24 protein-coding genes and 1 pseudogene are annotated in these 24,660 nt (G+C 65.2%); 14 read left to right on the top strand and 11 right to left on the bottom strand.

The annotated features are described in order from the left end of the window. Window positions 1-40 precede the first annotated feature (40 nt). The 3 genes from purM to ACTXG5_RS09680 all read right to left on the bottom strand — a co-directional run bounded on the left by purM (window position 41) and on the right by ACTXG5_RS09680 (window position 3,258). Window positions 41-1,135 carry a phosphoribosylformylglycinamidine cyclo-ligase gene (gene purM / locus ACTXG5_RS09690; RefSeq protein WP_445163455.1) on the bottom strand — a complete coding sequence of 365 codons (1,095 nt, stop codon included), beginning with the start codon at window positions 1,133-1,135 and terminating at the stop codon, window positions 41-43. A gap of 70 nt (window positions 1,136-1,205) precedes the next feature. Next, window positions 1,206-2,732 (bottom strand): amidophosphoribosyltransferase, encoded by a 1,527-nt coding sequence (purF, locus tag ACTXG5_RS09685; protein ID WP_445163454.1) that lies wholly within the window; start codon window positions 2,730-2,732, stop codon window positions 1,206-1,208. Window positions 2,733-2,868: 136 nt separating this feature from the next. Then, a complete protein-coding gene (locus ACTXG5_RS09680) occupies window positions 2,869-3,258 on the bottom strand; it encodes a sterol carrier family protein (RefSeq protein WP_445163453.1) in 390 nt (129 codons plus the stop codon). A 19-nt stretch (window positions 3,259-3,277) separates the two neighbouring features. Between ACTXG5_RS09680 and ACTXG5_RS09675 the strand changes: the two genes are divergently transcribed. Together ACTXG5_RS09675 and ACTXG5_RS09670 are read left to right on the top strand one after the other, a co-directional pair. After that, window positions 3,278-4,483 carry an MCE family protein gene (locus ACTXG5_RS09675; protein WP_445163452.1) on the top strand — a complete coding sequence of 402 codons (1,206 nt, stop codon included), beginning with the start codon at window positions 3,278-3,280 and terminating at the stop codon, window positions 4,481-4,483. A gap of 63 nt (window positions 4,484-4,546) precedes the next feature. Further along, entirely contained in the window at window positions 4,547-5,800 is a 1,254-nt protein-coding gene (locus ACTXG5_RS09670) for a haloacid dehalogenase-like hydrolase (RefSeq protein WP_445164343.1), read from the top strand. Window positions 5,801-5,838: 38 nt separating this feature from the next. Here ACTXG5_RS09670 and purL read toward each other — a convergent pair whose 3' ends face one another. The 3 genes and pseudogenes from purL to ACTXG5_RS09655 form a co-directional block, all read right to left on the bottom strand. After that, complete coding sequence (purL, locus tag ACTXG5_RS09665; protein WP_445164342.1) at window positions 5,839-8,115, bottom strand: phosphoribosylformylglycinamidine synthase subunit PurL; 2,277 nt, start codon at window positions 8,113-8,115, stop codon at window positions 5,839-5,841. Window positions 8,116-8,166: 51 nt separating this feature from the next. Further along, window positions 8,167-8,343, bottom strand: a pseudogene (locus ACTXG5_RS09660) (transcriptional regulator); the annotation flags it as partial. Further along, on the bottom strand, window positions 8,342-9,412 hold the full coding sequence (locus tag ACTXG5_RS09655; RefSeq protein ID WP_445163451.1) for a phosphotransferase: 1,071 nt from the start codon (window positions 9,410-9,412) through the stop codon (window positions 8,342-8,344). The gene ACTXG5_RS09655 and the pseudogene ACTXG5_RS09660, both read right to left, overlap by 2 nt. 84 nt (window positions 9,413-9,496) lie before the next feature. Here ACTXG5_RS09655 and ACTXG5_RS09650 point away from each other — a divergent pair, with 84 nt between their 5' ends. Then, complete coding sequence (locus ACTXG5_RS09650; protein ID WP_445164341.1) at window positions 9,497-10,087, top strand: TetR/AcrR family transcriptional regulator; 591 nt, start codon at window positions 9,497-9,499, stop codon at window positions 10,085-10,087. Here ACTXG5_RS09650 and ACTXG5_RS09645 read toward each other — a convergent pair. Then, a complete protein-coding gene (locus tag ACTXG5_RS09645) occupies window positions 10,081-10,428 on the bottom strand; it encodes a VOC family protein (RefSeq protein WP_445163450.1) in 348 nt (115 codons plus the stop codon). The genes ACTXG5_RS09650 and ACTXG5_RS09645 overlap by 7 nt on opposite strands. Before the next feature lie 40 nt (window positions 10,429-10,468). Further along, window positions 10,469-11,725, bottom strand: coding sequence for a M18 family aminopeptidase (locus ACTXG5_RS09640; protein ID WP_445163449.1), 1,257 nt, complete (start codon window positions 11,723-11,725; stop codon window positions 10,469-10,471). Window positions 11,726-11,777: 52 nt separating this feature from the next. On the opposite strand from ACTXG5_RS09640, the gene ACTXG5_RS09635 reads away from it, so the two are divergent. Beyond that, entirely contained in the window at window positions 11,778-12,812 is a 1,035-nt protein-coding gene (locus ACTXG5_RS09635) for a Dyp-type peroxidase (RefSeq protein WP_445163448.1), read from the top strand. Continuing rightward, complete coding sequence (locus ACTXG5_RS09630; RefSeq protein WP_445163447.1) at window positions 12,809-13,609, top strand: family 1 encapsulin nanocompartment shell protein; 801 nt, start codon at window positions 12,809-12,811, stop codon at window positions 13,607-13,609. The genes ACTXG5_RS09635 and ACTXG5_RS09630 overlap by 4 nt, the downstream gene beginning before the upstream one ends. Window positions 13,610-13,763: 154 nt before the next feature. Here the strand turns inward: ACTXG5_RS09630 and ACTXG5_RS09625 are convergent, their stop codons facing one another. Together ACTXG5_RS09625 and ACTXG5_RS09620 are read right to left on the bottom strand one after the other, a co-directional pair. Further along, window positions 13,764-15,476, bottom strand: coding sequence for an MOSC domain-containing protein (locus ACTXG5_RS09625; protein ID WP_445163446.1), 1,713 nt, complete (start codon window positions 15,474-15,476; stop codon window positions 13,764-13,766). A 29-nt stretch (window positions 15,477-15,505) separates the two neighbouring features. Next, a complete protein-coding gene (locus tag ACTXG5_RS09620; RefSeq protein ID WP_445163445.1) occupies window positions 15,506-16,222 on the bottom strand; it encodes an SDR family oxidoreductase in 717 nt (238 codons plus the stop codon). Between the two features lie 179 nt (window positions 16,223-16,401). Between ACTXG5_RS09620 and ACTXG5_RS09615 the strand changes: the two genes are divergently transcribed. From ACTXG5_RS09615 to ACTXG5_RS09575, 9 genes are all read left to right on the top strand, one after another. Next, on the top strand, window positions 16,402-17,271 hold the full coding sequence (locus tag ACTXG5_RS09615; protein WP_445163444.1) for an alpha/beta fold hydrolase: 870 nt from the start codon (window positions 16,402-16,404) through the stop codon (window positions 17,269-17,271). Between the two features lie 78 nt (window positions 17,272-17,349). Continuing rightward, a complete protein-coding gene (locus ACTXG5_RS09610; protein WP_445163443.1) occupies window positions 17,350-18,051 on the top strand; it encodes a TetR/AcrR family transcriptional regulator in 702 nt (233 codons plus the stop codon). After that, window positions 18,048-18,719 carry a TetR/AcrR family transcriptional regulator gene (locus ACTXG5_RS09605; RefSeq protein ID WP_445163442.1) on the top strand — a complete coding sequence of 224 codons (672 nt, stop codon included), beginning with the start codon at window positions 18,048-18,050 and terminating at the stop codon, window positions 18,717-18,719. Before ACTXG5_RS09610 ends, ACTXG5_RS09605 begins: the two co-directional genes overlap by 4 nt. Before the next feature lie 147 nt (window positions 18,720-18,866). Beyond that, window positions 18,867-19,925, top strand: coding sequence for a zinc-binding dehydrogenase (locus ACTXG5_RS09600; RefSeq protein ID WP_445163441.1), 1,059 nt, complete (start codon window positions 18,867-18,869; stop codon window positions 19,923-19,925). 50 nt (window positions 19,926-19,975) lie between these two features. Continuing rightward, window positions 19,976-20,851, top strand: coding sequence for a DUF427 domain-containing protein (locus ACTXG5_RS09595; RefSeq protein WP_445163440.1), 876 nt, complete (start codon window positions 19,976-19,978; stop codon window positions 20,849-20,851). 31 nt (window positions 20,852-20,882) lie between these two features. After that, window positions 20,883-21,476 carry a TMEM175 family protein gene (locus tag ACTXG5_RS09590; RefSeq protein WP_445163439.1) on the top strand — a complete coding sequence of 198 codons (594 nt, stop codon included), beginning with the start codon at window positions 20,883-20,885 and terminating at the stop codon, window positions 21,474-21,476. An 8-nt stretch (window positions 21,477-21,484) separates the two neighbouring features. Next, entirely contained in the window at window positions 21,485-22,168 is a 684-nt protein-coding gene (locus ACTXG5_RS09585) for a haloacid dehalogenase type II (protein WP_445163438.1), read from the top strand. Window positions 22,169-22,199: 31 nt separating this feature from the next. Next, window positions 22,200-23,648 (top strand): dihydrolipoyl dehydrogenase family protein, encoded by a 1,449-nt coding sequence (locus tag ACTXG5_RS09580; RefSeq protein WP_445163437.1) that lies wholly within the window; start codon window positions 22,200-22,202, stop codon window positions 23,646-23,648. Window positions 23,649-23,665: 17 nt separating this feature from the next. Continuing rightward, window positions 23,666-24,133 (top strand): cupin domain-containing protein, encoded by a 468-nt coding sequence (locus tag ACTXG5_RS09575; RefSeq protein ID WP_445163436.1) that lies wholly within the window; start codon window positions 23,666-23,668, stop codon window positions 24,131-24,133. Here the strand turns inward: ACTXG5_RS09575 and ACTXG5_RS09570 are convergent. After that, on the bottom strand, window positions 24,127-24,525 hold the full coding sequence (locus ACTXG5_RS09570) for a VOC family protein (protein WP_445163435.1): 399 nt from the start codon (window positions 24,523-24,525) through the stop codon (window positions 24,127-24,129). The genes ACTXG5_RS09575 and ACTXG5_RS09570 overlap by 7 nt on opposite strands. Between the last annotated feature and the right edge of the window lie 135 nt (window positions 24,526-24,660).

Genomic DNA, 24,660 nt, shown 5'->3' with positions numbered 1-24,660 from the left:
GCGCATCGGCACAGTGTTGGCTCCAGTTAGGGTCGGGCTTCTAAAATCTCGGGTGCTGCCCAACCAGTTTTGCTCGCGGACCTTCTTTTCCGCCTTTGCAGACGGTCCCCAACACCCAGCAGTCCAAATGCCTTGCGGTCAATATCGCCAAGGCGCGGTCGGTGTCTTCGGGGCCGACGACGGCGATCATGCCGACACCCATGTTGAAGGTCTTTTCCATCTCCTCGCGGCTGACCCGGCCGCGCTGGGCGATCATCGCGAATACCGGCGCGGGTGTCCAGGTTCCGCGGTCGACCTCGGCGACCAATCCGTGCGGGATGACGCGCTGCAAATTGCCTGCCAGTCCGCCACCGGTGACGTGGCAGAAGGTGCGGACATGGGTTTCGGCGGCCAGCGCCAGGCAATCTTTGGCATAGATCCGGGTGGGCTCCAACAACTCTTCGCCCAGGGTGCGACCGAACTCCTCCACATAGCCGGCCAGGTTCATCCGATCGATCTCGAGCAGGACCGTGCGGGCCAGCGAGTATCCGTTGGAGTGCAGGCCGGAGGACCCCAGCGCGATGACGACGTCGCCGGGTTTGACCCGATCGGGCCCCAGCACGTCGTCGGCTTCGACCACGCCGATTGCGGTGGCCGAAATGTCGTAGTGGTCCGGTTCCATCAGCCCGGGGTGTTCGGCGGTCTCACCGCCGAGCAGCGCGCACCCCGCCCGCACGCATCCCTCGGCGATGCCGCCGACGATCGCGCTCAGTCGTTCCGGCACGGCTCGGCCGACCGCGATGTAGTCCTGCAAGAACAGTGGCTCGGCGCCGCAAACTACGAGGTCGTCGACCACCATCGCCACTAAATCGAGGCCGACGGTGTCGTGCTTGTCCATCGCCTGCGCGACCGCCAGCTTGGTGCCGACGCCGTCGGTGGAGGCCGCAAGCACCGGCTCGCGGTAGTCGCCACGCAACGCGAACAATCCGGCGAATCCGCCCAGCCCGCCCCGCACCTCGGCTCTGGTGGCTTTTGCCGCCAGTGGTTTGAACAGATCGACTGCGCGGTCACCGGCTTCAATATCCACCCCGGCCGACGCGTAGGTAATGCCCTGGCTGCCCGGTTCTTCTCCGGGGCTTTTTCCGGGATCCGTCATCGCGATAAAGGCTACCGGTCGCCGCTGCACGCCGGTGTCAAACGTCTTGGAAGTACCCGAAGTGATTCCGTCAACGGTTGACGGGAACTTCATCGGCCGCGAGATCGCCAAGCTCCGCGCCGCGTGCTGCATTGGCGAGCATCTGCTCGACGACGTTCTTGCCCAGCGCGGTCTCGCTGGGCAGCTCGATCGGATACTTACCGTCGAAGCAGGCGGTGCACAGCCGGGTAGCCGGCTGCTCGGTCGCCGCGACCATGCCCCGCAGCGAGATGTAGCCCAGTGTGTCGGCGCCGATGGCATGCCGTACCGCCTCGAGCATCTCGTCCTCGTCCTCGACGGCGTTGGCGATCAATTCGGCCGGCGACGGAAAGTCGATGCCGTAGAAGCACGGCCACTTCACCGGTGGCGAGGCAATCCGCACGTGCACCTCGACGGCGCCGGCCTCGCGCAGCATTCGCAGCAACGCACGCTGAGTGTTTCCCCGCACGATCGAGTCGTCGACGACGATGAGCCGCTTGCCGCGGATCACCTCTTTAAGCGGGTTCAGCTTCAGCCGGATGCCCAACTGGCGGATGGTCTGGGACGGCTGGATGAATGTTCGCCCGACGTAGGCGTTCTTCATCAGGCCCTGCCCGTAGGGAACACCGGACTCCTGCGCGTATCCCACCGCGGCGGGGGTGCCCGATTCCGGAACGCCGATGACCAGGTCGGCGTCCACCGGGGATTCGCGGGCCAGCCGGCGACCGATCTCCAACCGGGCGCCGTGCACGGACCGACCGCCGATCGTGCTGTCCGGCCGGGCCAGGTAGACGTATTCGAAGATGCAGCCCTTGGGGGTGGGGTTGGCGAACCGAGTGGAGCGCACCCCGTCGGCGTCGATCGCCAGCAGTTCACCCGGCTCGATGTCGCGGACGAACGAGGCGCCGACGATGTCGAGCGCGGCCGTTTCGGAAGCCACCACCCAGCCACGATCCAGGCGTCCGAGCGAAAGCGGCCGCACCCCATGGGGATCGCGGCAGGCATACAGCGTGTTCTCGTCCATGAACGTCAGGCAGAACGCGCCACGCACGGTCGGCAGCAGTTCCAGGGCGGCCTGTTCCAGGCTGGAATCGGCCGACCCGTGGGCCAACAGCGCGCCCAGGATGTCGGAGTCCGTCGTGGCGGGGGCCGGGAAGCGCTTGGTCATCAGCCCCTCGGCGCGCGCCCGTGCGGCGAGCTCGGCGGTGTTGACCAGGTTCCCGTTGTGTCCCAACGCAACCCCGGTGCCGGCCGCGGTGTTGCGGAACACCGGCTGGGCGTTTTCCCAGGTGGTATCGCCCGTGGTGGAGTAACGGCAGTGCCCGATGGCGACGTGACCCGGCATGGCCGCCAGCGTCTGCTCGTCGAACACCTGGCTGACCAGGCCGAGGTCTTTGAAGACCAGCACCTGAGATCCATCGGCGACGGCGATACCGGCGGCTTCCTGGCCGCGATGCTGCAGCGCGTAGAGGCCGTAGTAAGTGAGTTTGGCGACTTCCTCGCCTGGGGCCCAGACGCCGAATACACCACATTCTTCGCGGGGTGAGTTCAGGTCCTGCTCGGGTTCCTGGACAGTCACGGTGGGCGGCTCCCTACAGAGAGTGGCGACGTAACGGAGTTTACGGCCATGTCGAGCCCGGCGACGAATCTGTCGGGCGTGTTGGGCACCGAAAGTTGTCGGCGTGTCACCCTAAACCTGCAGTTCAGAGTTATATTCAGCCCACATCGAACAGGGGCAGCCAGTGGTCAATTTCACCCGCTCGAGAGCCCGACAGCGTCAGCAAACCGACGGCCTTGGCGTCGGCCGGTGCCAACATTCCGGTGGCCAGGAGCAGCCACGTCCGCGGATCGGTCTCCACGACGTTGGGTGGCGTGCCACGGGTGTGTTTCGGCCCGGAGACACACTGCACCGCGACGAAGGGCGGGATCCGGACCTCGACGCTGGCACCGGGCGCCACGGCGGCCAGGCTGCGTGCGGTGAGCCGAACTGCCGTCGCCAGCGTGTTGCGATCTGGCTCCGGACGGGTTTCGTCGCGCAACCAGTCCGCAATGGCCGTCAGGGCCTGACGCGTCTTGGCCGGATCGGCACTATCTCGGGCGGCCATACCTTAGGGTCTCAGAATCATGGATCCGCGCCGCGGGCCACCGTACAAGACCGTCGGCCTCGTGACGATCGTGGTCATGGGGCTCATCGGGTTGGTTCTGTACTCGCAGTTCCGCGGAGACCTCACACCGAGAACGAAGTTGATCATGGTGGCCGCCCGGGCGGGTTTGGTGATGGATCCCGGCTCCAAGGTCACCTACAACGGTGTCGAGATCGGCCGCGTGTCCGGCATTTCCGAGATCAACCGGGACGGCAAGCCGGCCGCCCGAGTTGTGCTGGACGTGACGCCGAAGTACGTCAACATGATTCCGGTCAACGTGACGGCCGAGGTGAAGGCGACGACGGTGTTCGGCAACAAATACGTCGCATTGAGCTCTCCGAAAAACCCTGCACCGCAATCGATTACACCGTCCACAGTGATCGATGCGACGGCGGTGACGACCGAGTTCAACACCTTGTTCGAAACGCTGACCTCGATCGCCGAGAAGGTCGATCCGGTCAAGGTGAACTTGACGCTCAGCGCGGCGGCAGAGGCGCTGAGCGGGTTGGGCGAGAAGTTCGGCACCTCGCTGATCAACGGCAACGCGATCCTCGACGACCTGAACCCACAGATGCCCAGTATCCGCTCCGACATTGCGCGGCTGGCGGCGCTGGGCGACACGTACGCCGATGCCGCACCGGACTTGTTGGTCGCACTCGACCATGCGGTGACTACCGCGCGGACACTCAACCGCCAGCTTGTCGATCTGGATGCGGCATTGCTGGCGGCGGCGGGACTGGGCAACGCCGGCGCCGACGTTTTCGGACGAGGTGGGCCGTACCTGGCGCGCGGGGCGGCCGATCTCGTACCCACCGCCCAGCTGCTGGACGAGTACAGCCCCGAAATCTTTTGCACGATCCGCAACTTCAATGACGTCGCGCCCAAAATCCATAACGCGCTGGGCGATAACGGCTACGCGCTGGGTGCCCACTCCTCGGGCTCCGTTGCGGGCGCCGCCAATCCGTACATCTACCCGGAGAACCTGCCGCGGACCAACGCCAGGGGTGGACCTGGCGGCCGGCCGGGGTGCTGGCAGTCGATCACCCGCGAACTCTGGCCTGCTCCCTATCTCGTCATGGACACCGGCGCGAGCATGGCCCCATACAACCACTTTGAGGTGGGTTCGCCGTTTGTCGTGGATTATGTGTGGGGCCGCCAAATAGGTGACAACACCATCAACCCGTAAAGAGACCCGATGACATTCCCGCGCTTGGCTGGTCACCGTGCCGCGACTGTCGCCCGCGGACTTGTGGGGTTGACGATCATCGCGGCCATGCTGTCCGTATCGGGCTGCGGCGACTCCGGTGACAATGCGGAAGGCGACACGGCGGACAGCGGCTGTCGCAGGCTGGCCGCCGATCCCGGATGGTATGGCGACAACCGGGACCGGATCGACGCGATGGCCGGCAAGCTGGGCAGCTGCGGCAAATTGGGATCGGCGACAGATGGCGCACCCCTGGCCTTGTTCGACTGGGACAACACCGTGGTGAAAAACGCCATCAGCGACGTGACACTGTTCTGGATGCTGCGCAATTCCAAGGTGCGTCAACCGGCCGGCGGCGATTGGAGCACCAGCAGCGGTTACCTCACGCCGCCTGCGGTCGCAGCACTGGCAGCGGCGTGCGGTGGGCTTGCGCCTCCGGGCCAGCCGTTGCCCACCGGGTCGGCCGCCGGCTGCGCCGACGAGCTGATGTCGGTTTACGCTGATCGCCAAACAAAAACGGGCGCACCAGCATTCGTTGGTTATAACCATCGCCGCTTCGATCCCGCTGCCGCCTGGGCGACGCAACTGCTGGCCGGTTGGACCGACGCCGAGGTGACTGGATTCGTTGAGGCGGCCCGCAACGAGAGCCTGGCGGCACCCGAAGGAACCGAGCAGCAGGTCGGCACCACCCGCCGAGCCGGCTGGGTGCGCTACTACGCACAGATGCGCGACCTCGTTGCAACGCTGCAGGACAACGGATTTGACGTGCGGGTTGTCTCGGCCTCGCCGGAGCCGGTGGTGCGGGTCTGGGCCGCCGACGTAGGGATCTCCGCCGATCGCGTGATGGGCACCCGCACCGAACACGACGGTGACGTCTTGACGACGCGTCTGGCCCTGTGCGGCGGTGAGCCATCCGTGCCGTACAACGAGGGCAAGCGTTGCCGGGTCAACGAGCAGGTGTTCGGCGTGCAGGGGCCGCGGGCGTTCGATCAGTTGCCCGAGCAACAGCGTCCGGTGTTCGGAGCCGGCGACTCCGACGGAGATGCCACATTCATCGGGGACGCAACCGCACTGCGCCTGGTGATCAACCGCAACCAGATCGAGTTGATGTGCCGGGCCTACGCCAATCTCGACGGCCGGTGGCTGGTCAACCCGATGTTCATCAACGCGTTGCCGGTGAGCCCGCCCTACCCGTGTGCGACCCAAGGGTTCGACCAACCTAACGGCGACCAGTCACCGCTGCTGCGGCCCGACGGCAGCGTCGTCCCCGACCAGCAAGACCGCGTATTTTCGAAGTAGTTTCGCAGCCGCCAATCAGGCCGGCCCAAAGCAGCCCCTCAGCCAAAGAATCGCGGCAGCACCGCTTCGGACGTCGCGCGCAGTTCGGCCAGTGACACCGTGAACAGGCCCTGAAACTCCACCGCATCCGCGCCCTGGTCGACGACGCCGATGCGGACGGCAGGAAGCCCTCGCGCCTCGCACATCGCCCGAAACCGGCTCTCCTCGGTGCGTGGCACCGCCACGAGCACCCGGCCCGACGACTCGGAGAACAGCATCACGAATGGATCGGTGCCTTCGGGAAGCACAATGCGGCAACCTGTTTCACCCGCGAGCGCCGATTCCACGATTGCTTGGGCGAGCCCGCCTTCGGACAGGTCATGGGCTGCCGACACCAGCCCGTCGCGTGATGCCGCGCAGAGCACCTCGGCCAGCAGCTTCTCCCTGGGCAGATCAACCGCGGGCGGCAGCCCACCCAGATGGTCGGCAGTGACCTGTGCCCAGATGGACCCGTCGAACTCGTCGTGGGTGTCGCCCAGCAGCAGCAGGGTTTCGCCCGGATCGGTCCCCAGTGCGGTGGGGATGCGCCGATCAACATCGTCGATCACGCCAAGCACGCCAACCACCGGGGTGGGCAGGATCGCGGCCGATCCGGTTTGGTTGTAGAAGCTGACGTTGCCGCCAGTGACTGGAATCCCCAGGGCCACACAGCCATCGGCGAGTCCCCGGACAGCTTGAGCGAACTGCCACATCACCCCGGGGTCTTCGGGCGACCCGAAGTTCAGGCAGTTGGTCACCGCGACCGGGACGGCACCGGTGACGGCGACGTTGCGGTAGGCCTCGGCCAGCGCAAGTTGGGCTCCCGTATAAGGATCCAACTTTGTGTAGCGGCCCGACGCGTCGGTCGATAGCGCGATGCCCCGGCCGGTGGACTCGTCGATACGCAGCACCCCACCGTCGGCGTGCTCGGCCAGCACGGTGTTGCCCCGCACGTAACGGTCGTACTGTTCGGTGATGAATGCGCGGCTGCACAGGTGCGGGCTGCCCAGCAGCGCAAGCAAAGTCGCACGCAACTCCTCGCCGGTGACCGGCCGTGGCAGGCTGCTCGACCGGTCGGCGTTCAAGGCGTCCTGCGATTCGGGGCGGTCCACCGGCCGCTCGTACACCGGACCTTGGTGGGCCACGGTGCGCGGCGGAACGTCGACGACCGTCTCGCCATGCCAGGTGATGCGCAACCGATCACCGTCGGTGACCTCGCCGATGACGCTCGCCAGCACCTCCCACTTGCGACACACCGCCAGAAAAGCCTCGACGTTCTCGGGCGCAACCACCGCACACATGCGCTCCTGGGACTCGCTGGAGAGGATCTCGGCGGGTGTCATGTTGGCCGCCCGCAACGGGACAGTCTCCAACTCAACGCGCATACCACCGTCGCCGGCTGAGGCGAGTTCGGAAGTCGCACAGGATAATCCGGCACCACCGAGATCTTGGATGCCGATCACGATCCCCGCCGCGTAGAGCTCGAGGCAGCACTCGATGAGTACTTTCTCGGTGAACGGGTCGCCGACTTGCACCGACGGCAGCTTTTTGCGGCCGGGCCCTCCGCCCTCGTCGCCGCCGAAAGTCTCCGAGGCCAGTACGGATACGCCACCGATGCCGTCGAGGCCGGTGCGCGCACCGAACAGGATGATCTTGTTACCCGTACCCGACGCGAATGCCAGGTGCAGATCCTCCTTGCGCAGCACCCCCACGCACAGCGCATTGACCAACGGGTTGCCCGCATACGAGGCGTCGAAGACGGTCTCGCCGCCGATGTTGGGCAGGCCCAGCGAGTTTCCGTAGCCGCCAATACCGCGGACCACACCGTCGAGCACACGGCGGGTGTCCGGCGCGTCGGCGGCGCCGAATCGCAGTTGATCCATCACGGCGACCGGGCGTGCGCCCATGGCCATGATGTCGCGCACGATGCCGCCCACACCGGTGGCCGCACCCTGGTAGGGCTCGACGTAGGACGGGTGGTTGTGCGACTCCACCTTGAACGTGACGGCCCAACCGTCGCCGATGTCCACGACACCCGCGTTCTCGCCGATGCCGGCCAGCATGCCCGCGCGCATCTCGTCAGTCGTGGTCTCACCGAAGTAGCGCAGGTGCACCTTGGACGACTTGTAGGAGCAGTGCTCGCTCCACATCACCGAGTACATCGCCAGCTCGGTGTCGGTAGGCCGACGGCCGAGGATCTCGCAAATCCGGTGGTACTCGTCCTCCTTGAGGCCCAGCTCGTGGAACGGCTGCGGCTGGTCGGGGGTGGCGTTCGCATGTTCGACGGTGTCCACCACGTGGGTCCGCGGGCCCGTTCCGGAGACAGTCACGCACAACAGTCTAAAGAGCTAACCGCCGCGGAGCAGTCGGGCACTTGCGGCGTCGGCCGGATAGAACAATTCGACGGCCAGTTCGGCGAGCGTGACATCGAGCGGAGTCCCAAAGGTCGTCAGGGTGGTGAACATCGACAGGCGTTGGCCGCCGCCGGCATCGAGTTCAAAAGGAACGAGCAGCGAGGCGCGCTCAACCCGCGATCTCGGCCAGCGCTGAGGCCACGTCCAAATCGGCGTAGGCGAACGAATACCGTTGCGCCAGCGGGACGGAGACGTCCACGCGCTGCCACTCACCGGCGCTGGCGGTAACCAGCCACAGGGTCAACCCGTGCGCGACCGACGCCCGGTAGCGCAACCAGATCTCCTCGGCGCTGGGCAGCTCGTCAGCAGGCAGCCCCAGCGAATCCCGGTACTCGACCAAAAGGTCGCGCTCGCTACGGCGGCGATCCTCGACGGTCAGCGCGCCTTGCAGGAAGTAGCCCAGATCCAGCGACCAGTTTCCCCGGCGGGCCACCTGCCAGTCCAGGAAACCCACCTCGCCGTCGGGCAGCAGGTAGGTGTTGCCGATGTGCGGATCACCATGCAGCAGGGTCTGCGGCGACGTCGTGAGCGTCGCGATGTACGGCTTCCAGATCGAATCGATCAGTTCGTCGATGGTCAACGACATCACCTCGGCGGGAGCGTCGTCGCCGAGTCGTTCCAGGGCGACGGGCAGCGGCGCCAGTTGCATGCCTTCCCAGGGCAGGAAGGGTTCCAGCCAGCCGAGCGCCGGTTCACCCAGCACGCGTTCTCCCCAGTACTTGCCGTGCATCCGGGCCAGACCACGCACGCCCATGGCGACCTGCTCGACGGTCATCGGTCGGCTGCCATCGCGGGGGTCGGCTCCCCGGGCTCGGAGATCCTCCATCACCAGCACGAAGTCGTAGTCGGCCTCGTCGATGAGCGCGGCGTGGACGGCGGGGTGCTCGAGCGGCAATTCCGCGCCGCAGGTGAACAGTCGCGGCTCATGGAACATGCCACTGGTCAGCCGGATCATGTCTTTGTGGTCGGGATCGGCGGCCTTGACGAAGACCGTTGCCGGACCCTCGCCGTCGCGATAGGTGAGGCCCAACCGGGCACGGCGGTTGGTGCCGTCGTCACGGAGCTCGACGGTGACGGTATCGACCTGTGCGCCGGGGAAGTCCGCGGCCAGTGCCGCCGACATCCAGTCCGGCGTGATGTCATCCCAGGTTTTCGGCACTGACAGAGACGGCGCACTCACCGGTGAGTCCTTTCCTGGATACGACACGTATCGTTTCCTAATATGTCCACGACGAAGGTAGCGCAAATCGGCCATCAGCCGCCAGTGCCCGAGGAACGAGTGGGCCGGCCGCGTGACAGCCGGCTGCACCGTGCGATTCTGGACGCCACCCGCGAGCTTCTGACCACATGCAGCTACGCCGAGCTGTCGATGGAAAGCGTCGCGGCGCGCGCGCAGGTCGGGAAGAAGACCCTCTACCGGCGCTGGTCGTCGAAAGCACCGCTGGTCGCCGAGGCGGTCTTGGAGGCGTACGGAGGGTCAGGATCGTTCCCGGTCGCCGAGACCGCAAACATCCGAGCTGACCTGCAGCGTTGGCTCGACGAGCACGCTAATTTCCTGACTGTGCCGCCCAACGCCGCATTGGTACGAGCCTTGATCGCCGCGGCGGCCGCGCGGCCGGCCGACGGCGAGGATCTCTATCAGCAATTGAGCGCTCCACAACTGGCCGGGTTGACGACCCGACTCCGCCAAGCCGTCGACGGCGGCGAGCTTCGCGCCGATGCGGACATCGATGCCGTCGCCAACGCATTGGTCGGCACGATGCTCTTTCACACGCTGACTCATCCGGGCAGCGGCGCGGGCGCGAGATTCGACGGTCTCGTCGACGCGTTACTGAACGGGATATCGAATTACTGACCCGCTACGCAGAACACATTGCCCTCGGGGTCGGCCATCACTACCCAGCGAAAGTTTTCGCTGAACTGGTTCCGGCCTACCTCGTTAGCTCCCGCGTCCGTCAGCCGCGACACTTCGCCGTCCACATCCTCGACGCTGAAATCGAGGTGCACACGATTCTTTCCCGGCGTGGGATCGGGTACCTTCTGGAATCCCAACCGGGGCCCGTCGGGCCGCATCACCGCAATGAATTCACCAGGGATCAGTTCCTGAGTCGTGCCGCCGACCTGGTCGGCCCACCAACTGGCCAGCCTCGCAGGATCGTCGCAGTCGAACGTGACCATCTCCACATTGAGCGTCATACCGATCGACTTTAGGCGCCGACCAGCCCGGCGCACCATGTCACTCGGGCGCCAGAAATGCTTGCATCGCCGCCGAGTAGGCGGCGACGTCGTGGGAACCCATCAACTCCCGGGCGGAGTGCATGGCCAGCTGCGCGGCGCCGACGTCGACGGTGGGGATACCGGTCCGAGCCGACACCAGCGGCCCGATCGTCGACCCGCAGGGCAGGTCGGCCCGGTGCTCGTAGCGCTGCAGCGACACCCCGGCCTGCTGGCAGGCCAGGGCGAACGCGGCCGCGGTACGTCCGTCGGTGGCGTAGCGCAGATTGGGGTGCACTTTGAGCACCGGTCCGGCGTTGACCTCGATCAGGTGACCCGGCTCGTGGCGCTCCGGGTAGTTGGGGTGAGTGGCGTGCGCCATGTCGGCCGAGGCCAGCAACGAAACCGGCAGCCGCCGCAGGAAGTCTTCCCGGCCGCCACCAGCAGCGAGCACGATGCGCTCCAGCACGGTGCCCAGTAGGTCGGACTGCGCGCCGTGATCCGACGACGAGCCCACCTCCTCGTGGTCGAAGAGGACCAGCACCGGCATGAAGTTTCGCGGCTTGGCGCCAAGCAACGCCTGCAAGCCGGCGTAGCAACTCGCCAGGTTGTCCAGTCGGGGAGCGCTCAGCAGGCTGGCGTCGGCACCGATGACGGACGACGGCGTGAGATCGTGCGTCATCAGGTCGGCGGCCAGCACGTCGGCCGGCGCCACCCCGGAGCGCTCGGCGACGTGGCCGACAAACGAACTCATTTCGTCGCCAACGCCCCACACCGCGTTGACATGTCGCTGCGGGTCCAGCGTCAGCGACTTGCGATCGTCGGCCAGATGGATGGCCAGCTGCGGCACCCGCAGGATCGGATCGTCAATCCGGATGAGCCGGTGGCTGACCCCATTGCCATCGCGCACCGATAGCCGGCCGCTGATACCCAGATCGCGGTCCAGCCACGAGTTCAGCCAGGCTCCCCCATAGGGTTCCAGCGCCACCACCCGCCAGCCGGCCACCACCCGGTCGGGGTGCTGCTTGACCCGCAGGTTGGGACTGTCGGTGTGCGCACCGACAATCCGGAAGGCTCCGCTGGGGTCGGCGGCGTTCCAGGCGACCAAAGAGGCGGCGCGGACGGTGAAGTAGCGACCCGGTTCGCCGGGCCAGGGGTCGGCCTCGCGGAGTTCGGTGTATCCGGATGCGAGCAGCCGGCCGGCCACCGTGGCGCAGGCATGGAACGGCGATGGAGAGGCGTCGATGAATTCGCAGAGGCCTGCGGCGCTGGCCGGCATGTTCACCATCATGGCTGTTCGTGACCACGCAGTTCACGCTAGGGTCACCAGAGTGCCTCCGGTTCAGCCGCAACCCGTTCTTGCGCCGTTGACGCCTGCCGCGATCTTTCTGGTGGTCACCATCGATGACGGCGGCGAAGCGACCGTGCACGACGCACTGCCGGACCTCTCGGGGCTGGTGCGTGCCATTGGCTTTCGCGACCCGACCAAGCATCTGTCGGTGGTCACCTCGATCGGCTCGGACGCCTGGGACCGGCTGTTCGGTGGGCCTCCCTTGACAAAAAGGCCCGCCGAACTGCATCCGTTCATCGAACTGAGCGGACCGCGGCACACCGCACCCGCCACACCCGGCGACCTGCTTTTCCACGTCCGGGCCGAGTCGCTGGACGTGTGTTTCGAATTGGCCGGCCGCATCCTCAAGTCGATGGCCGGCGCGGTGACCGTCGTCGACGAAGTGCACGGCTTCAAATTCTTCGACAACCGCGACCTGCTGGGCTTTGTCGACGGCACCGAAAACCCGGGCGGCCCAATCGCTGTGAGCGCCACCGCGATCGGCGACGAGGATCCCGACTTCGCCGGCTCCTGCTACGTCCATGTGCAGAAATACCTGCACGACATGCAGTCCTGGGAATCGCTGTCGGTGACCGACCAGGAACTGGTATTCGGCCGCACCAAGCTCGAAGACATCGAGATGGACGACGACGTCAAGCCATCCAACGCACATATTGCGCTCAACGTGATCGAAGACGACGACGGCAACGAGCTCAAGATCGTTCGGCACAATATGCCGTTCGGCGAGCTCGGCAAGGGTGAGTACGGCACCTACTTCATCGGCTATTCGCGGACACCCGCGGTTACCGAACGCATGCTGAGCAACATGTTTCTCGGCGATCCGCCGGGCAACACCGACCGTGTGCTGGACTTCTCCACCGCGATCACCGGCGGGCTGTTCTTCTCTCCCACCGTCGACTTCCTCGACGATCCACCGCCCCTTCCCGCGCCGCTCGAGCGGCCGGCCACGCCCATCGCTGACCCAACCTCTGAAGGCTCACTTTCGATCGGCAGTCTGAAAGGACCCAACCAATGAAGAACAACCTCTACCGCGAACTGGCACCGATCACCGACGTCGCCTGGGGCGAAATCGAATTGGAGGCAACGCGGACATTCAAACGCCACATCGCCGGGCGTCGGGTTGTCGACGTCAGCGAGCCTGGGGGGCCGGTCACCGCGGCCGTCAGCACGGGGCGTCTGGTCGACGTGCAGGCACCCACCGTCGGCGTGGTAGCGCACCTGCGGTCCAGTAAACCCCTTGTCCGCCTGCGGGTTCCGTTCACCCTGTCGCGTGACGAGATCGACGATGTCGAGCGGGGCTCGCAGGACTCCGACTGGGATCCAGTCAAAGGCGCCGCCAAGAAGCTGGCTTTCGTCGAGGACCGCGCCATCTTCGAGGGCTACCCCGCCGCGTCGATTGACGGAATCCGCAGCTGCAGCTCGAACCCCGCGCTGTTGTTGCCCGACGACCCTCGGGCAATTCCCGACATCATCACCCAGGCACTGTCCGAGCTGCGGCTGGCCGGCGTCGACGGGCCCTACTCGGTTCTGCTGTCCGCAGACATCTACACCAAGGTCAGCGAGACGACCGAGCACGGATATCCGATCCTCGAACACATCAACCGGCTGGTCAACGGCGACATCATCTGGGCGCCCGCCATCGACGGTGCGTTCGTACTGACCACCCGTGGTGGCGACTTCGATCTTCAGCTGGGCACCGACGTCTCCATCGGATACACCAGCCACGACGCCGACACCGTGCAGCTCTATCTGCAGGAGACCCTGACGTTCCTGTGCTACACAGCCGAGGCATCGGTCGCGCTGGGCACCTAGGTATAAAAGCCTTGGGGGCCGAGCCGACTGAGATCGCGAGCGCGGTCGTATCCCCCCCTCCGCGGACGCCAGCTATGTCAACGGCGCCGTGCTGGATGCGACCGGCAGCCGCCGCGCGATTGCGGCTTGACGCAGCGCTTTTGGCGCCGATCGATCAAAGATCGAGCACCAGGTCACTGTCTGGAGCCGCCGAGCAGATGAGCACCGTACCCGGTCCCGGCGGCTCCAGCGGTGCCTGGACATACTTCGTAGTGCCGGCGACGACTCCGGTTTCACACACGTGGCAGACGCCGCTTCGGCACGAGAAACGGGTTGGCACGTCACACGCTTCCGCGAAGTCCAGGATGCTGCCGTAGTCCGGGGACCAATTCGCGGTGAGCCCGCTGCGGGCAAAGGTGATCGACGGCCCGGTCCCGGGTGGTCCGGCCGGTGGGTGTGGCGGCGTGCGCTCAGCCTCGTCAACGACGCCGGGATTGATCGGCGGTAGCGCACCGAACAGTTCGCTGTGGATGCGCGACGTGTCGAAGCCGGTCGCCGTTAGCGCGGCACGCATATCGGTCATGAATTGGGTTGGGCCGCAAAGATACGCCGCGGCCTCGGCCGGAAGTCCTAGCGCGGTGATGGCCTGTTGGTCCAGACGTCCTTGCGCCTGCGTGTAGAAGACCCGCTGCCGAGCGTGCGGCAGCGACTCGATCAGATTCATGACTTCAGCTGTAAAGGCCTGGGTTTCACGATTGCGGGTGGTGTGCAGCCACCAAACGTCACGGCCGCTGCGAGCGGCGGCCAGCGCGTGCAGCATGGCCAACACCGGAGTGATGCCGATACCTGCCGAGATCAAGACCACCGGCCGGTCGTCGTCGACGAGATAGAAATCGCCGCGCGGGGCGGCGGCTTCGATGACCGACCCGGGTTCGATGTGCGTGTGCACCCATCGACTGGCCAGGCCACACTCTTCGCGCTTGACGCTGATGCGATAGGCCCCCGCGCCGGGATCGCCGGAGAGCGAATAGCTGCGCAGCGGTACGGGGTCTCCCGCCCCGGGAAGTCGCACCGTCAGGTATTGTCCCGGCATCGGCGGCGGCAGCGCGACATGGTCGTCGGCCTCGAGACTGATGGACAACACCGACGGACTCTCGCGACGGATTGCGGTGACCCGCAACGATCGGAATCCGTTCCATCCTGGTTCGACTCCGATGGGCGGCGTTGTCGCGGCCGGGGAGCCATCGGGCGCCGCCAGCATGTCGTGGAACGATTGCTGCCACCCGGGACTCAGTGCCGGAACGTCAACGACCTTGTGCAGCGTTTCGACGTCGCGGTTTGGCAGGTACAGCAGCGCGTCGACATCGGCGACGCTGAGCTCGTGCGGGCCACGGCGTGTCCGCACGATGTCGTCACCGGCCTGGACCCGGCCCTCGGTGATGACACGGAAGTAGAACCCCGGGCGATGCTGGGCGACAAGAAGATTAGGCATTTCCGGTTCGTCGAGCCGCAACCCGATCCGGAAACAGGTGACCCGAGGCTGGGTGACCTCGAATTCTGCCCCACCGATTCGGTAGCGATCGCCGATGCACACCTCATGATCGGATAGTCCAGCGACGGTGAAGTTTTCGCCGAAATGGCCGGGTCGCAGGTCGTCGCGACTCAGGTAGTTCTTCCAAAAGTCGTACGACTCGGTCTGGTAAACCATGACCGCGCGTTGTTCTCCGCCATGGCCGCCGAGGTCGCCTTGACCGTCACCGTCGATGTTGAGACGTCGCACCATGACCGGTCCCTCGACCGGCGTCTTCCATATCCCGGTGTAGACGGTTTTATCGCGCCATCGCACGTTCTTGGGCATGCCCACGTTCACTGAAACGAGCCTGCCCATTGTCGTCTCCTTCGGCCTTGCAAGAGAGCCTAAATCAGCGGCTCGCCGCCGTCGACTTTCAACGTCATCCCGGTCATGAACGTATTGTTCATCGCGAACAACGCCGCGCTGGCCACATCCTCGGCGGTGCCGATCCGTCCCGCCGGGTTGCCGGCGGCGATGTGCTGGAAGTAAGCCCGCTTTCCCTCGTCACCGAGGGAGTCCCAAGCTCCCGTATCGATGACCCCGGGTGAAATCGCGTTGACCCTTATCGGTGCGAGTTCGACGGCCAGCCAGCGGGTGAGGAAATCAACGGCGCCATTGGTGACACCCACCCCGAGGTATCCGACGTTGAGCTTGAACGCGTGAACACCCGAGAACAAGACGAGGGATCCACCCGGGTGGATAAGCGGTGCAAAGTATTTGGCCAGCATCGTGGGACCGATGACCTTGGTGTCAAACGACAGCTGAAGGTTACGGCGCTCGAGGTCGGCCAGGTTTCCCCGAGCGCGCGCGGAGGCGGTTGACACCACATGATCGACGGCGCCCACCCGTTCGGCGAGGGCGGCAATCGAGGAATCGTCGGTGAGATCGACAACTTCAGCGGTGATGTCGCTGCCGTCATAGGCGGTCGCGAGTTTGCCCTGGTCTCGTCCGGCCACGATGACGCGGGCGCCCTCGGATTGCGCCAGCACAGCGACCGCGCGCGCGATACCGCTGCCGCGTCCGACCACCACGACGGTCTTGTCCTGCAACGTGTTACCCACGACTGCTCCTCAATGCCACAGATTGGGATGGCCGACCCAGAATATTCCCGGGCAAGCGGAGGGTCAACTGCTCCGGGGAATATTGCGAGGCGCACGTTTTGTTGCATAATGGGTTGCACATCCCAGAACTATGAGTGGGGCGGCGGTCGTCTCGCCCCCCGTCGCACAGGAGGAATCTCATGTCGGCTGTTCATCATCGTTACGCCACCATCGACGGCCATCGGCTGTTCTTCCGGGAAGCCGGCGACGCAGCGGCGCTGGCGCTGGTTCTGTTGCACGGATTTCCGACCAGCTCCCACATGTTCCGGAATCTGATTCCGGCGCTCGCCGACCGCTATCACGTGATCGCTCCCGATCACCTGGGCTTCGGGCTATCCGACGCACCCAGCGTCGAGGAGTTCGACTACACCTTCGATGCGCTCACCGACCTGACCGCCGGCCTGCTGCGCAGCCTCGGCGTCGATCGGTACGCGATGTATGTGCAGGACTACGGCGCCCCCATCGGTTGGCGGTTGGCGCTGCGCGATCCGTCCGCTATTACGGCGATCATCAGCCAGAGCGGCAACGGCTACGACGCCGGTTTCGTGGAGAGCTTTTGGAAAGTCGTCCAGGCCTACCAGAATGAGCCGACCGCCGAGACCGAGGCTCCGGTACGCCAATTCCTCACTCTGGACGCGACCCGGTGGCAGTACCTCACCGGCGTGTCCGACGAGACCCTGGTCGACCCCGAGTCCTGGTATCACGACTACGCATTGCTATCCCGACCCGGCAATGACCTGGTCCAACTAAAACTGTTCCGCGATTACGCCACCAACGCACCGATGTACCCCCGGGTGCAGGAGTACTTCCGCGCCACCGGGGTCCCGCTCCTGGCGGTGTGGGGTCGCGGTGACGAGATCTTCGGGCCGGCCGGCGCTGAAGCGTTCGCCGACGACCTCCCCGACGCACAGATTCATCTGCTTGACGGCGGGCATTTCCTGCTGGAGTCCGAACTCGACAAAGTCACCGGGCTCATTCGCAACTTCCTCGAGGACCGCGTCCCCGCCTGACCGGGGCCCGCGGTCGGCGCGGCCAGCAATGGGCTAGAGATCCCATAATCGGCGGCACCCGCGGGTTAGCCTGACGCGATGGCCCATCCCGATGTTCAGGACGAACAACGGTTGACCGCCAAGGGGCGTGCCACCCGCGACAGGATTGTGCAGGCCGCCGCCCAACTGATCGTCACCGAAGGCCTGTCGGCCTCGAACATGGAGAATGTGCGCAAAGCCGCCTCGGTCAGCGGCTCGCAGCTCGCCCACTATTTCGCGGACAAGAGCACCCTGATTCGCGCGGTGATCAGGCGCCAGATCGGCGTGGTTCTGGACTTCCATCGGCAACCCAGGCTTCGAGACCTGGACTCGTTCGACGACTTCGAGCGATGGATTGATCTCAACATGCGCTACCTCAGGCGCATCGGAACCTCCGGCGGCACACCCACTTACCACGCGCTGACCGCCCAGCTGGCCAAGTCCGACGACGCAACCCGCGCCACCTTGGCGGCGGGCTATTGGCAGTGGGTCGAGTTGCTCGAGTCGGCGATCCAGCGGATGAAGGACAAGGGAGTCCTGATGGCGAGCGCGGATCCGCGACGATTGGCCCTGACCATCATCAGCGCTCACCAAGGCGGGGCCACATTGGCTTTCACCTATCGGGAGGAGTGGCCGCACGCCGACGCCACCCGGTTCGCGGTCAACTACCTGCGGATCTTTGCCGCCGATCCCACTGAACGCGCGCCGCGGCCCGCACGACGTCCTCGCGGCCGGCGCGCGAAGCCCACGGCGGCACCATGACTGAAGACGGTCGGCCGCGGTTCACCCGCAAGGGACAAGCCACGCGGGCCCGCATCATCGAAGTCGCCGCCCGGCTGATGTTCGAGCGGGGCGTGGCCAACACCAGCATTGACGAGGTGCGTAACACCGCCGGGGTGGGCGGATCGCAGATCTCGCATTATTTCCAGGACAAACGCGACCTCACCCGCGAGGTCATCACCGCGCGCCGCAACGACGTCGTGGCGTTTCACACCCAGCCGCGGCTTGGCACGCTCGACAGCATCGAGTCGCTGCAGGCATGGGCGGACGCCTGTATCAACGACATCGACACCGTGTATCGGCTGGGCGGATGCGTCTATGGCTCATTGGCCGGCGAACTGATCGAGGCGGACGACGAGGTTCACGACGACCTCGCGCGCGGCTACGACCAATGGCTCGAGCTGTTCCACGCCGGCCTGACGGCGATGCGCGAGCGCGGCGAGCTGCGGGCCGACGCCGACCCACGACACCTGGCGGTGTCGCTGGTCATCGCGCATCAAGGTGGCGCGATGGTCACGCACGCCACCGGCGACGCCGAACCGCTGCGGGTCGCCGTCAATGCCGCAGTCGACTACGTGCGCTCCTTCGCGGTGCCCCTGGTCGCCGGCAAACGCCGGTCCAGGTCACCTCGACAACGAGGCGAATCCTGACTCGGCCGATCACCTGCTGCAGCACCCTGGACATTTTTGGGTTTCTCCACCCATAATAATGGGTCGTGTGGCCCATTTAGTCGACGTGGACGCCGGGCATTAGGCTGAGCTGCGGGCTTTGCGCGAAATCTTTTGGAAGGCAGTTCTATGGAGACCGCCAGTAGCACCGCCACCGGTACGTTGTTGCCCACCGCGCCGGCCGTGGTGCGCGAACAGCCCGGCGGCGAAAGCATGCGGGCAATCGTCCTGAACGGGTTCGGCGGATTGGACAGCCTGGTCTACGCCGACATCCCTAAGCCGCTGCCCGTGGACGGCGAAGTTGTGATCGAGGTAAAGGGATTCGGGCTCAATCACGCCGAACTGCACATGCGCCGGGGGGAATGGGCCGAGGCCGCGGAGGTCAGCGGCATCGAGTGTGTCGGCATCGTCGATTCGTGTCCGGGCGGCGAGTTTCCGCTGGGCGCCAAGGTCGCGGCGGTGATGGGTGGGTTGGGGCGAACAATCAACGGCAGCTACGCCCAATTCACCCGCGTGCGAGCGGCTAACGTTGCCCCCCTCGAGTCCGACCTCCCGTGGTCACAATTGGCGGCGTTGCCCGAGACCTATGCGGTGGCGTGGACGTGCCTGTTCCGCAACCTCGACTTGAAGTCCGGACAAACACTGGTCTTGCGCGGCGCGACATCGTCGTTTGGGCAGGCCGCTCTCAAGATGGCGGTCGCCGCTGACGCGCGTGTCATCGCGACCGCGCGCAGCCCCAAGCGCAATTCCCTGCTCGAAGAATTGGGCGCGTCGCGGGTCGAATTGGAGAGGCGCGACCTCGCCGCCCACATCGCCGAGTCCAAGCAGATCGACGCCGTGCTCGACCTGGTGGGAAACAGCACCATCCTCGACTCGCTCGACATGCTGCGTCGCGGCGGCACGGCCTGCCTGGCCGGGTGGCTGGGCGGGCTTGACCCAATCGGCGATTTCAACCCGCTGCTGCGCATGCCCAGCGGGGTAAACCTGAACTTCCTCGGCAGCTTCGTGTTTGGAACTCCCGGCTTCCCACTATCCGACGTGCCTCTCCAGGACATCGCTCGGCAGGTGGCTGCGGGCAAGCTCGACGCGAAGCCTTCGCACATCTTCTCGTTCGACCAGATCCACGAAGCCCACCGGGTCATGGAGACCGGAGAAGCCGGCGGGAAAATGGTCGTCGTCATGGACTAGGCGCAAACACGTGCTCGGGCAACTGGTTTCGCCGCAGAGAGGGAACGACGATGGGGTTAGCATGGCAACAAGGTCCATTGGCGACCGGATCGGTGGGGCACTTCCTCACCGAGCAGCAGTTGCCGCCCCGGCTGCTGTTCGCGGAGCCGTTGCGCCGCCGCATGCGGGTGCGCTTCGCAGACCGGTGGATCGCCGACAGCGAGGATGTGGTGTTGCTCCACGAGCCGGGTCGCTATCCGGTGGCCTATTTCCCGAAGGGTGACATCGAAGACGGAATTCTGGTCTCCGAGGACCGGGTGACGCAGCATAAGGACCTCGGCGAGACGCAGTGGTTCGCTGTCAGGGTCTCCGAGCACGAGGCCAATCACAGCGCGTGGCAGCACACCGGATTGCCGGACCATGCCGCCGTTTTGGACGGACGGCAGGCGTTCGCGTGGCGCGCTATGGACGCCTTCTACGAAGAAGACGAACGCATCGTCGGGCACGCCGCCGACGCCTATCACCGCATCGACATCCGTTCTACCTCACGGCATCTTGTCGTCCGAGACGGCGATCTGGTGATCGCGGACACGCAGCACCCAGTGGCACTGTACGAATCCGGCTTCGCGCCGCGGTGGTATGTACCACGCGAGGATATCGACACATCCGCACTCAAATCCGCTGAGGGACAAACCTTCTGCCCGTACAAGGGCATCGCCTCCTACTATGACATCGGCGACCGCAAACGCGCGGCCTGGTCCTACCTCGACGCATGGACGGAGGTGGGCCGGGTGAGCAATCTGGTGTCCTTTGAGCCCGACAAGATCGACGTGTACCTCGACGGCAAGCAGCTACAGCTCGAGCCCGGCCAAACCGTTATCCCCCACGGCGTCGACCGGGGACTCGACACCGATGAGGTGTTAGGGCGGACCCCTCGGCCAGACTGAAGGAGATCCGGCGACACGACGGGAGGTTGCGATGGCTGGGCCGAAAACCAGTGCGGAACGGGTGCAGGCGTTTTCCGACGCTGTGTTCGCGGTGCTCATCACCATCTTGGTGCTGGAACTCAAGCCCCCGAGCGCCCATACCTTTAGCGCCCTGCTCCCACTGTGGCCCACGGGTCTGAGCTATGTGATCAGTTACCTGTTCATCGCGATCGTCTGGGTCAACCATCACCACTTGCTCGGCTATGCGCAGACCGCGACGCCGCGCCTGGTGTGGTCGAATTTCGCCCACCTCTTTTCGGTTTCGCTGCTTCCGTTCACCACCGAGTGGATTGCCGACAGCAGGCTGGCTGAAGCGCCGGTGGTGTTGTATGCGTCCGTATTCGTCCTGGTGAACATCACCTATATTGCGCTGTGCACCGAAGTCGTCGATCGTCCTGCCCACGACGACGTTTCGCACCGTCTCCGCAGGTTGCTGCGGATGAGATCATTCATCACGATCTTTGTCTTCGCGGCGGCCGCGCTGATCGCCCTGCGATGGCCGGTCATCGCGATGGCGTTGATCTGCTTGTGTCTGATCGGATATCTACGACCCGACATTCCGGATCCTAAGGAGGCTGAACACTAGCCATGCCAATGACGCCATCTGTACTAGTTTTCGACGTGAACGAGACACTGATCGATATCGAGTCCATCGCACCGCTTTTCGGTGAGCTGTTCGGCGATGAGCGGGTGCTCCGCGAATGGTTCGGCCAGCTCGTCACGTACTCGATGACGGCCACTCTGGCCGAATACTATGTGGACTTTTTCACGCTAGGGCAAGGCGTCTTGCGCATGCTGGCCGATATCCATGGGGTCGACATCACCAACGACGACCTACATCGCCTGCAATCGCAGATGCGCACGATGCCGGCCCACCCCGATGTCGCGGACGCACTTGCAATGCTGCGCGACAAGGGGTTTCGACTGGCTACACTCACGAACTCACCACACAGGCCCGGCGCACAGACACCGCTGGAGCACGCCGGACTCGCTGGGTTCTTCGAGCAACAGCTGAGCGTGGAATCCTGCCGGGCGTTCAAGCCGTCACCCTCGGTCTACCGATATGCGTGCCAGATGCTCGAAGTGACGCCCGCCGATTGCATGATGGTGGCCGCGCACGTGTGGGATCTTCTCGGCGCAGAAAATGTCGGCTTCAGCACTGCGCTGATCACGCGGCCGGGTAATCCCCCACTGCCGGTTGCCGGACTGCCGCAACCGACCCTGGTGGCAACCGACCTGCGCCAACTCGCCCAGCAACTCATCACCGGGTCGCGCTGAGGCAAATCGACAGACAGGACAATTTTGGATCATGGCATCCAGCAACGAATTCGACGTGGTGGTACTCGGCGCGGGGCCGATTGGGCAGAATGCCGCGGAGCGGGCCCGGGCCTCGGGCCTGCGCGTCGCGGTCGTAGAGCGTGAGCTGGTCGGGGGCGAATGTTCGTATTGGGCCTGCGTGCCCAGCAAGGCATTGCTGCGCCCGGTCCTCGCCTTGGCCGATGCCCGGCGCGTCGACGGCGCGCGCGAGGCGATCACCGGGTCGATCAACCCCGCCGGTGTATTCGGGCGCCGCGACCGCTACGTGACCAACTGGGACGACACCGGTCAAGCCGAGTGGGTGGCCGGCATCGGCGCGACACTGGTGCGCGGGCACGGCCGGCTGGACGGCGCCCGACGGGTCACCATCTCTGCATCGGACGGCAATAAGGTCACGCTCAGTGCCCGGCATGCGGTCGTCGTGTGCACCGGGAGCCGGGCGGCACTGCCCGACGTGCCCGGCATCGGCGACGCCCGGCCATGGACTAACCGTCAAGCAACCGACAGCAGCTATGTCCCCGGGCGCCTCGCCGTCGTCGGTGCCGGCGGCGTCGGAGTCGAAATGGCAACAGCCTGGCAAGGATTAGGTTCCTCGGTGACACTGCTGGCTCGCGGATCGGGACTGCTGCCGAAGATGGAACCATTCGTGGGCGAGCTCATCGGCCGCGGACTGATCGCCGCCGGCGTGGATGTGCGAGTGGGCGTATCGATACGGGCGCTTCGTCGGCCTGACCCGGACGGTCCGGTGACCCTTGAATTGGACGACGACACTGAAATTCAGGTGGACGAAGTTCTTTTCGCAACGGGCCGGGCGCCGCTCACTGACGACATCGGTTTGGACACAGTGGGGCTGACCCCGGGAAGCTGGCTCGACATCGACGACACCTGCCGGGTGAAAGCAGTCGAGGAAGGTTGGCTCTATGCGGCGGGCGACGTCAATCATCGGGCGTTGTTGACCCATCAGGGCAAGTACCAAGGACGCATTGCCGGCGCGGCGATCGGGGCTCGTGCCGCCGGAACGCCACTGGACACCGAACCCTGGGGCGCGCATGTCACGACGGCCGATCACCATGCGGTGCCGCAGGCATTCTTCACCGACCCCGAGGCAGCCGCCGTCGGACTGACCGCTGAGCAGGCCGAGCAGGCTGGCCACCGCGTACGCACTGTCGACATCGAAATCGGTGATGTCGTCAAAGGGGCTCAGCTCTACGCGGAGGGCTACAACGGCCGGGCGCGTATGGTGGTCGATGAGGATCAGCGCTGCTTGCTCGGTGTGACTTTAGTAGGACCGGGTGTCACCGAGATGTTGCACTCGGCCACCATTGCCGTCGCCGGCCAGGTTCCTATCGCTCGGTTGTGGCATGCGGTGCCGTGCTTCCCGACGATCAGCGAGCTGTGGCTGAGACTTCTTGAGGCCTACCGGGATTCGGGCGACGAATAGTCGCGAAAGGAGCACACATGGCTACCGCGGACGGATTTCACCCCGATTTCGATGACACCCATCAGCACGGGACGAACAACCGCGTGCACCACATCAAGGCGTCGGACATCAGCTCCGACACCGCGCAGTCGGAAGGATTGCGGCGCTTTGCGGCGCTCAGCGGCAAGTCGGTCGGCGCCGAGAAGCTGTGGATGGGCGAGACCCACGCACTACCCGACACCGTGTCGTCCAACCACCATCACGGCGAATCGGAGACCGCAATCTATGTGCGAAGCGGCCGCCCGGAGTTCGTCTTTCACGACGGCGTCGACGAGGTGCGCATCTCGACCGGACCCGGCGACTACGTCTTCATCCCGCCCTATCTGCCGCATCGGGAAGAGAACCCCGACCCGGACACACAAGCCGAAGTCGTGATCGCGCGCAGCACCCAGGAGGCTGTCGTGATCAATCTGCCCGCGTTGTATCCACTCGAAAGTGGTCAGTAAACCGCGATTTCGACCAGGTTGCCATCGATGTCCCGGCAGTAGTGCGAGGTCATCGGCCCCAGCGCGCCGGTCTTGGCCACCGGTCCCGCGGTGATCTCGACACCACACGCGAGGAGGTGGGCACGGACCTCGTCAGGAGTGGAATCGGTAATGAAGCACAAGTCTTCCGAGCCGGCCGCTTCGACGGTCCCGGTGACCCAGTCGGAATCGTCGGCGAGCGCGCCGACAGGCCGCAGGTTGATCTTCTGATTTCCGAAGCACAGCGCAGTTCTGCTGGACGGGCCGAACGTCTCACGCTTCATGCCCAGGACCCGCTCATACCACGCCGCCGTGGCCTCAACATCGTTGCAATTGATCACGATATGGTCGAACCGTTGCACCGCGATCCCCATTTTCAGCCCTCCTCGTGTTGTGCCTCTAGCGGTAACGCAAGTTGTGTTGCGAGCGTGGCTGCGTCCTCGTCCGTCGCACGCTCGTCGAGCGGTTGGTGAGCGAAGATTATTCGATATCGACCAACCCGAATGCTT

It is taken from the genome of Mycobacterium sp. Dal123C01 (assembly GCF_052566995.1).
This window is presented reverse-complemented; position numbering and strand designations above follow the sequence as displayed.

Coding starts and splice junctions, on each gene's coding strand:
- ACTXG5_RS09570 (WP_445163435.1), bottom strand. CDS start 24,525: ATGGGGATCGCGGTGCAACGGTTCGACCATATCGTGATCAATTGCAAC.
- ACTXG5_RS09625 (WP_445163446.1), bottom strand. CDS start 15,476: ATGGGCAGGCTCGTTTCAGTGAACGTGGGCATGCCCAAGAACGTGCGA.
- ACTXG5_RS09595 (WP_445163440.1), top strand. CDS start 19,976: ATGGGGTTAGCATGGCAACAAGGTCCATTGGCGACCGGATCGGTGGGG.
- ACTXG5_RS09680 (WP_445163453.1), bottom strand. CDS start 3,258: ATGGCCGCCCGAGATAGTGCCGATCCGGCCAAGACGCGTCAGGCCCTG.
- purM (WP_445163455.1), bottom strand. CDS start 1,135: ATGACGGATCCCGGAAAAAGCCCCGGAGAAGAACCGGGCAGCCAGGGC.
- ACTXG5_RS09605 (WP_445163442.1), top strand. CDS start 18,048: ATGACTGAAGACGGTCGGCCGCGGTTCACCCGCAAGGGACAAGCCACG.
- ACTXG5_RS09640 (WP_445163449.1), bottom strand. CDS start 11,725: ATGCCGGCCAGCGCCGCAGGCCTCTGCGAATTCATCGACGCCTCTCCA.
- ACTXG5_RS09600 (WP_445163441.1), top strand. CDS start 18,867: ATGGAGACCGCCAGTAGCACCGCCACCGGTACGTTGTTGCCCACCGCG.
- ACTXG5_RS09575 (WP_445163436.1), top strand. CDS start 23,666: ATGGCTACCGCGGACGGATTTCACCCCGATTTCGATGACACCCATCAG.
- ACTXG5_RS09615 (WP_445163444.1), top strand. CDS start 16,402: ATGTCGGCTGTTCATCATCGTTACGCCACCATCGACGGCCATCGGCTG.
- ACTXG5_RS09630 (WP_445163447.1), top strand. CDS start 12,809: ATGAAGAACAACCTCTACCGCGAACTGGCACCGATCACCGACGTCGCC.
- ACTXG5_RS09585 (WP_445163438.1), top strand. CDS start 21,485: ATGACGCCATCTGTACTAGTTTTCGACGTGAACGAGACACTGATCGAT.
- ACTXG5_RS09675 (WP_445163452.1), top strand. CDS start 3,278: ATGGATCCGCGCCGCGGGCCACCGTACAAGACCGTCGGCCTCGTGACG.
- ACTXG5_RS09610 (WP_445163443.1), top strand. CDS start 17,350: ATGGCCCATCCCGATGTTCAGGACGAACAACGGTTGACCGCCAAGGGG.
- ACTXG5_RS09645 (WP_445163450.1), bottom strand. CDS start 10,428: ATGACGCTCAATGTGGAGATGGTCACGTTCGACTGCGACGATCCTGCG.
- ACTXG5_RS09590 (WP_445163439.1), top strand. CDS start 20,883: ATGGCTGGGCCGAAAACCAGTGCGGAACGGGTGCAGGCGTTTTCCGAC.
- ACTXG5_RS09580 (WP_445163437.1), top strand. CDS start 22,200: ATGGCATCCAGCAACGAATTCGACGTGGTGGTACTCGGCGCGGGGCCG.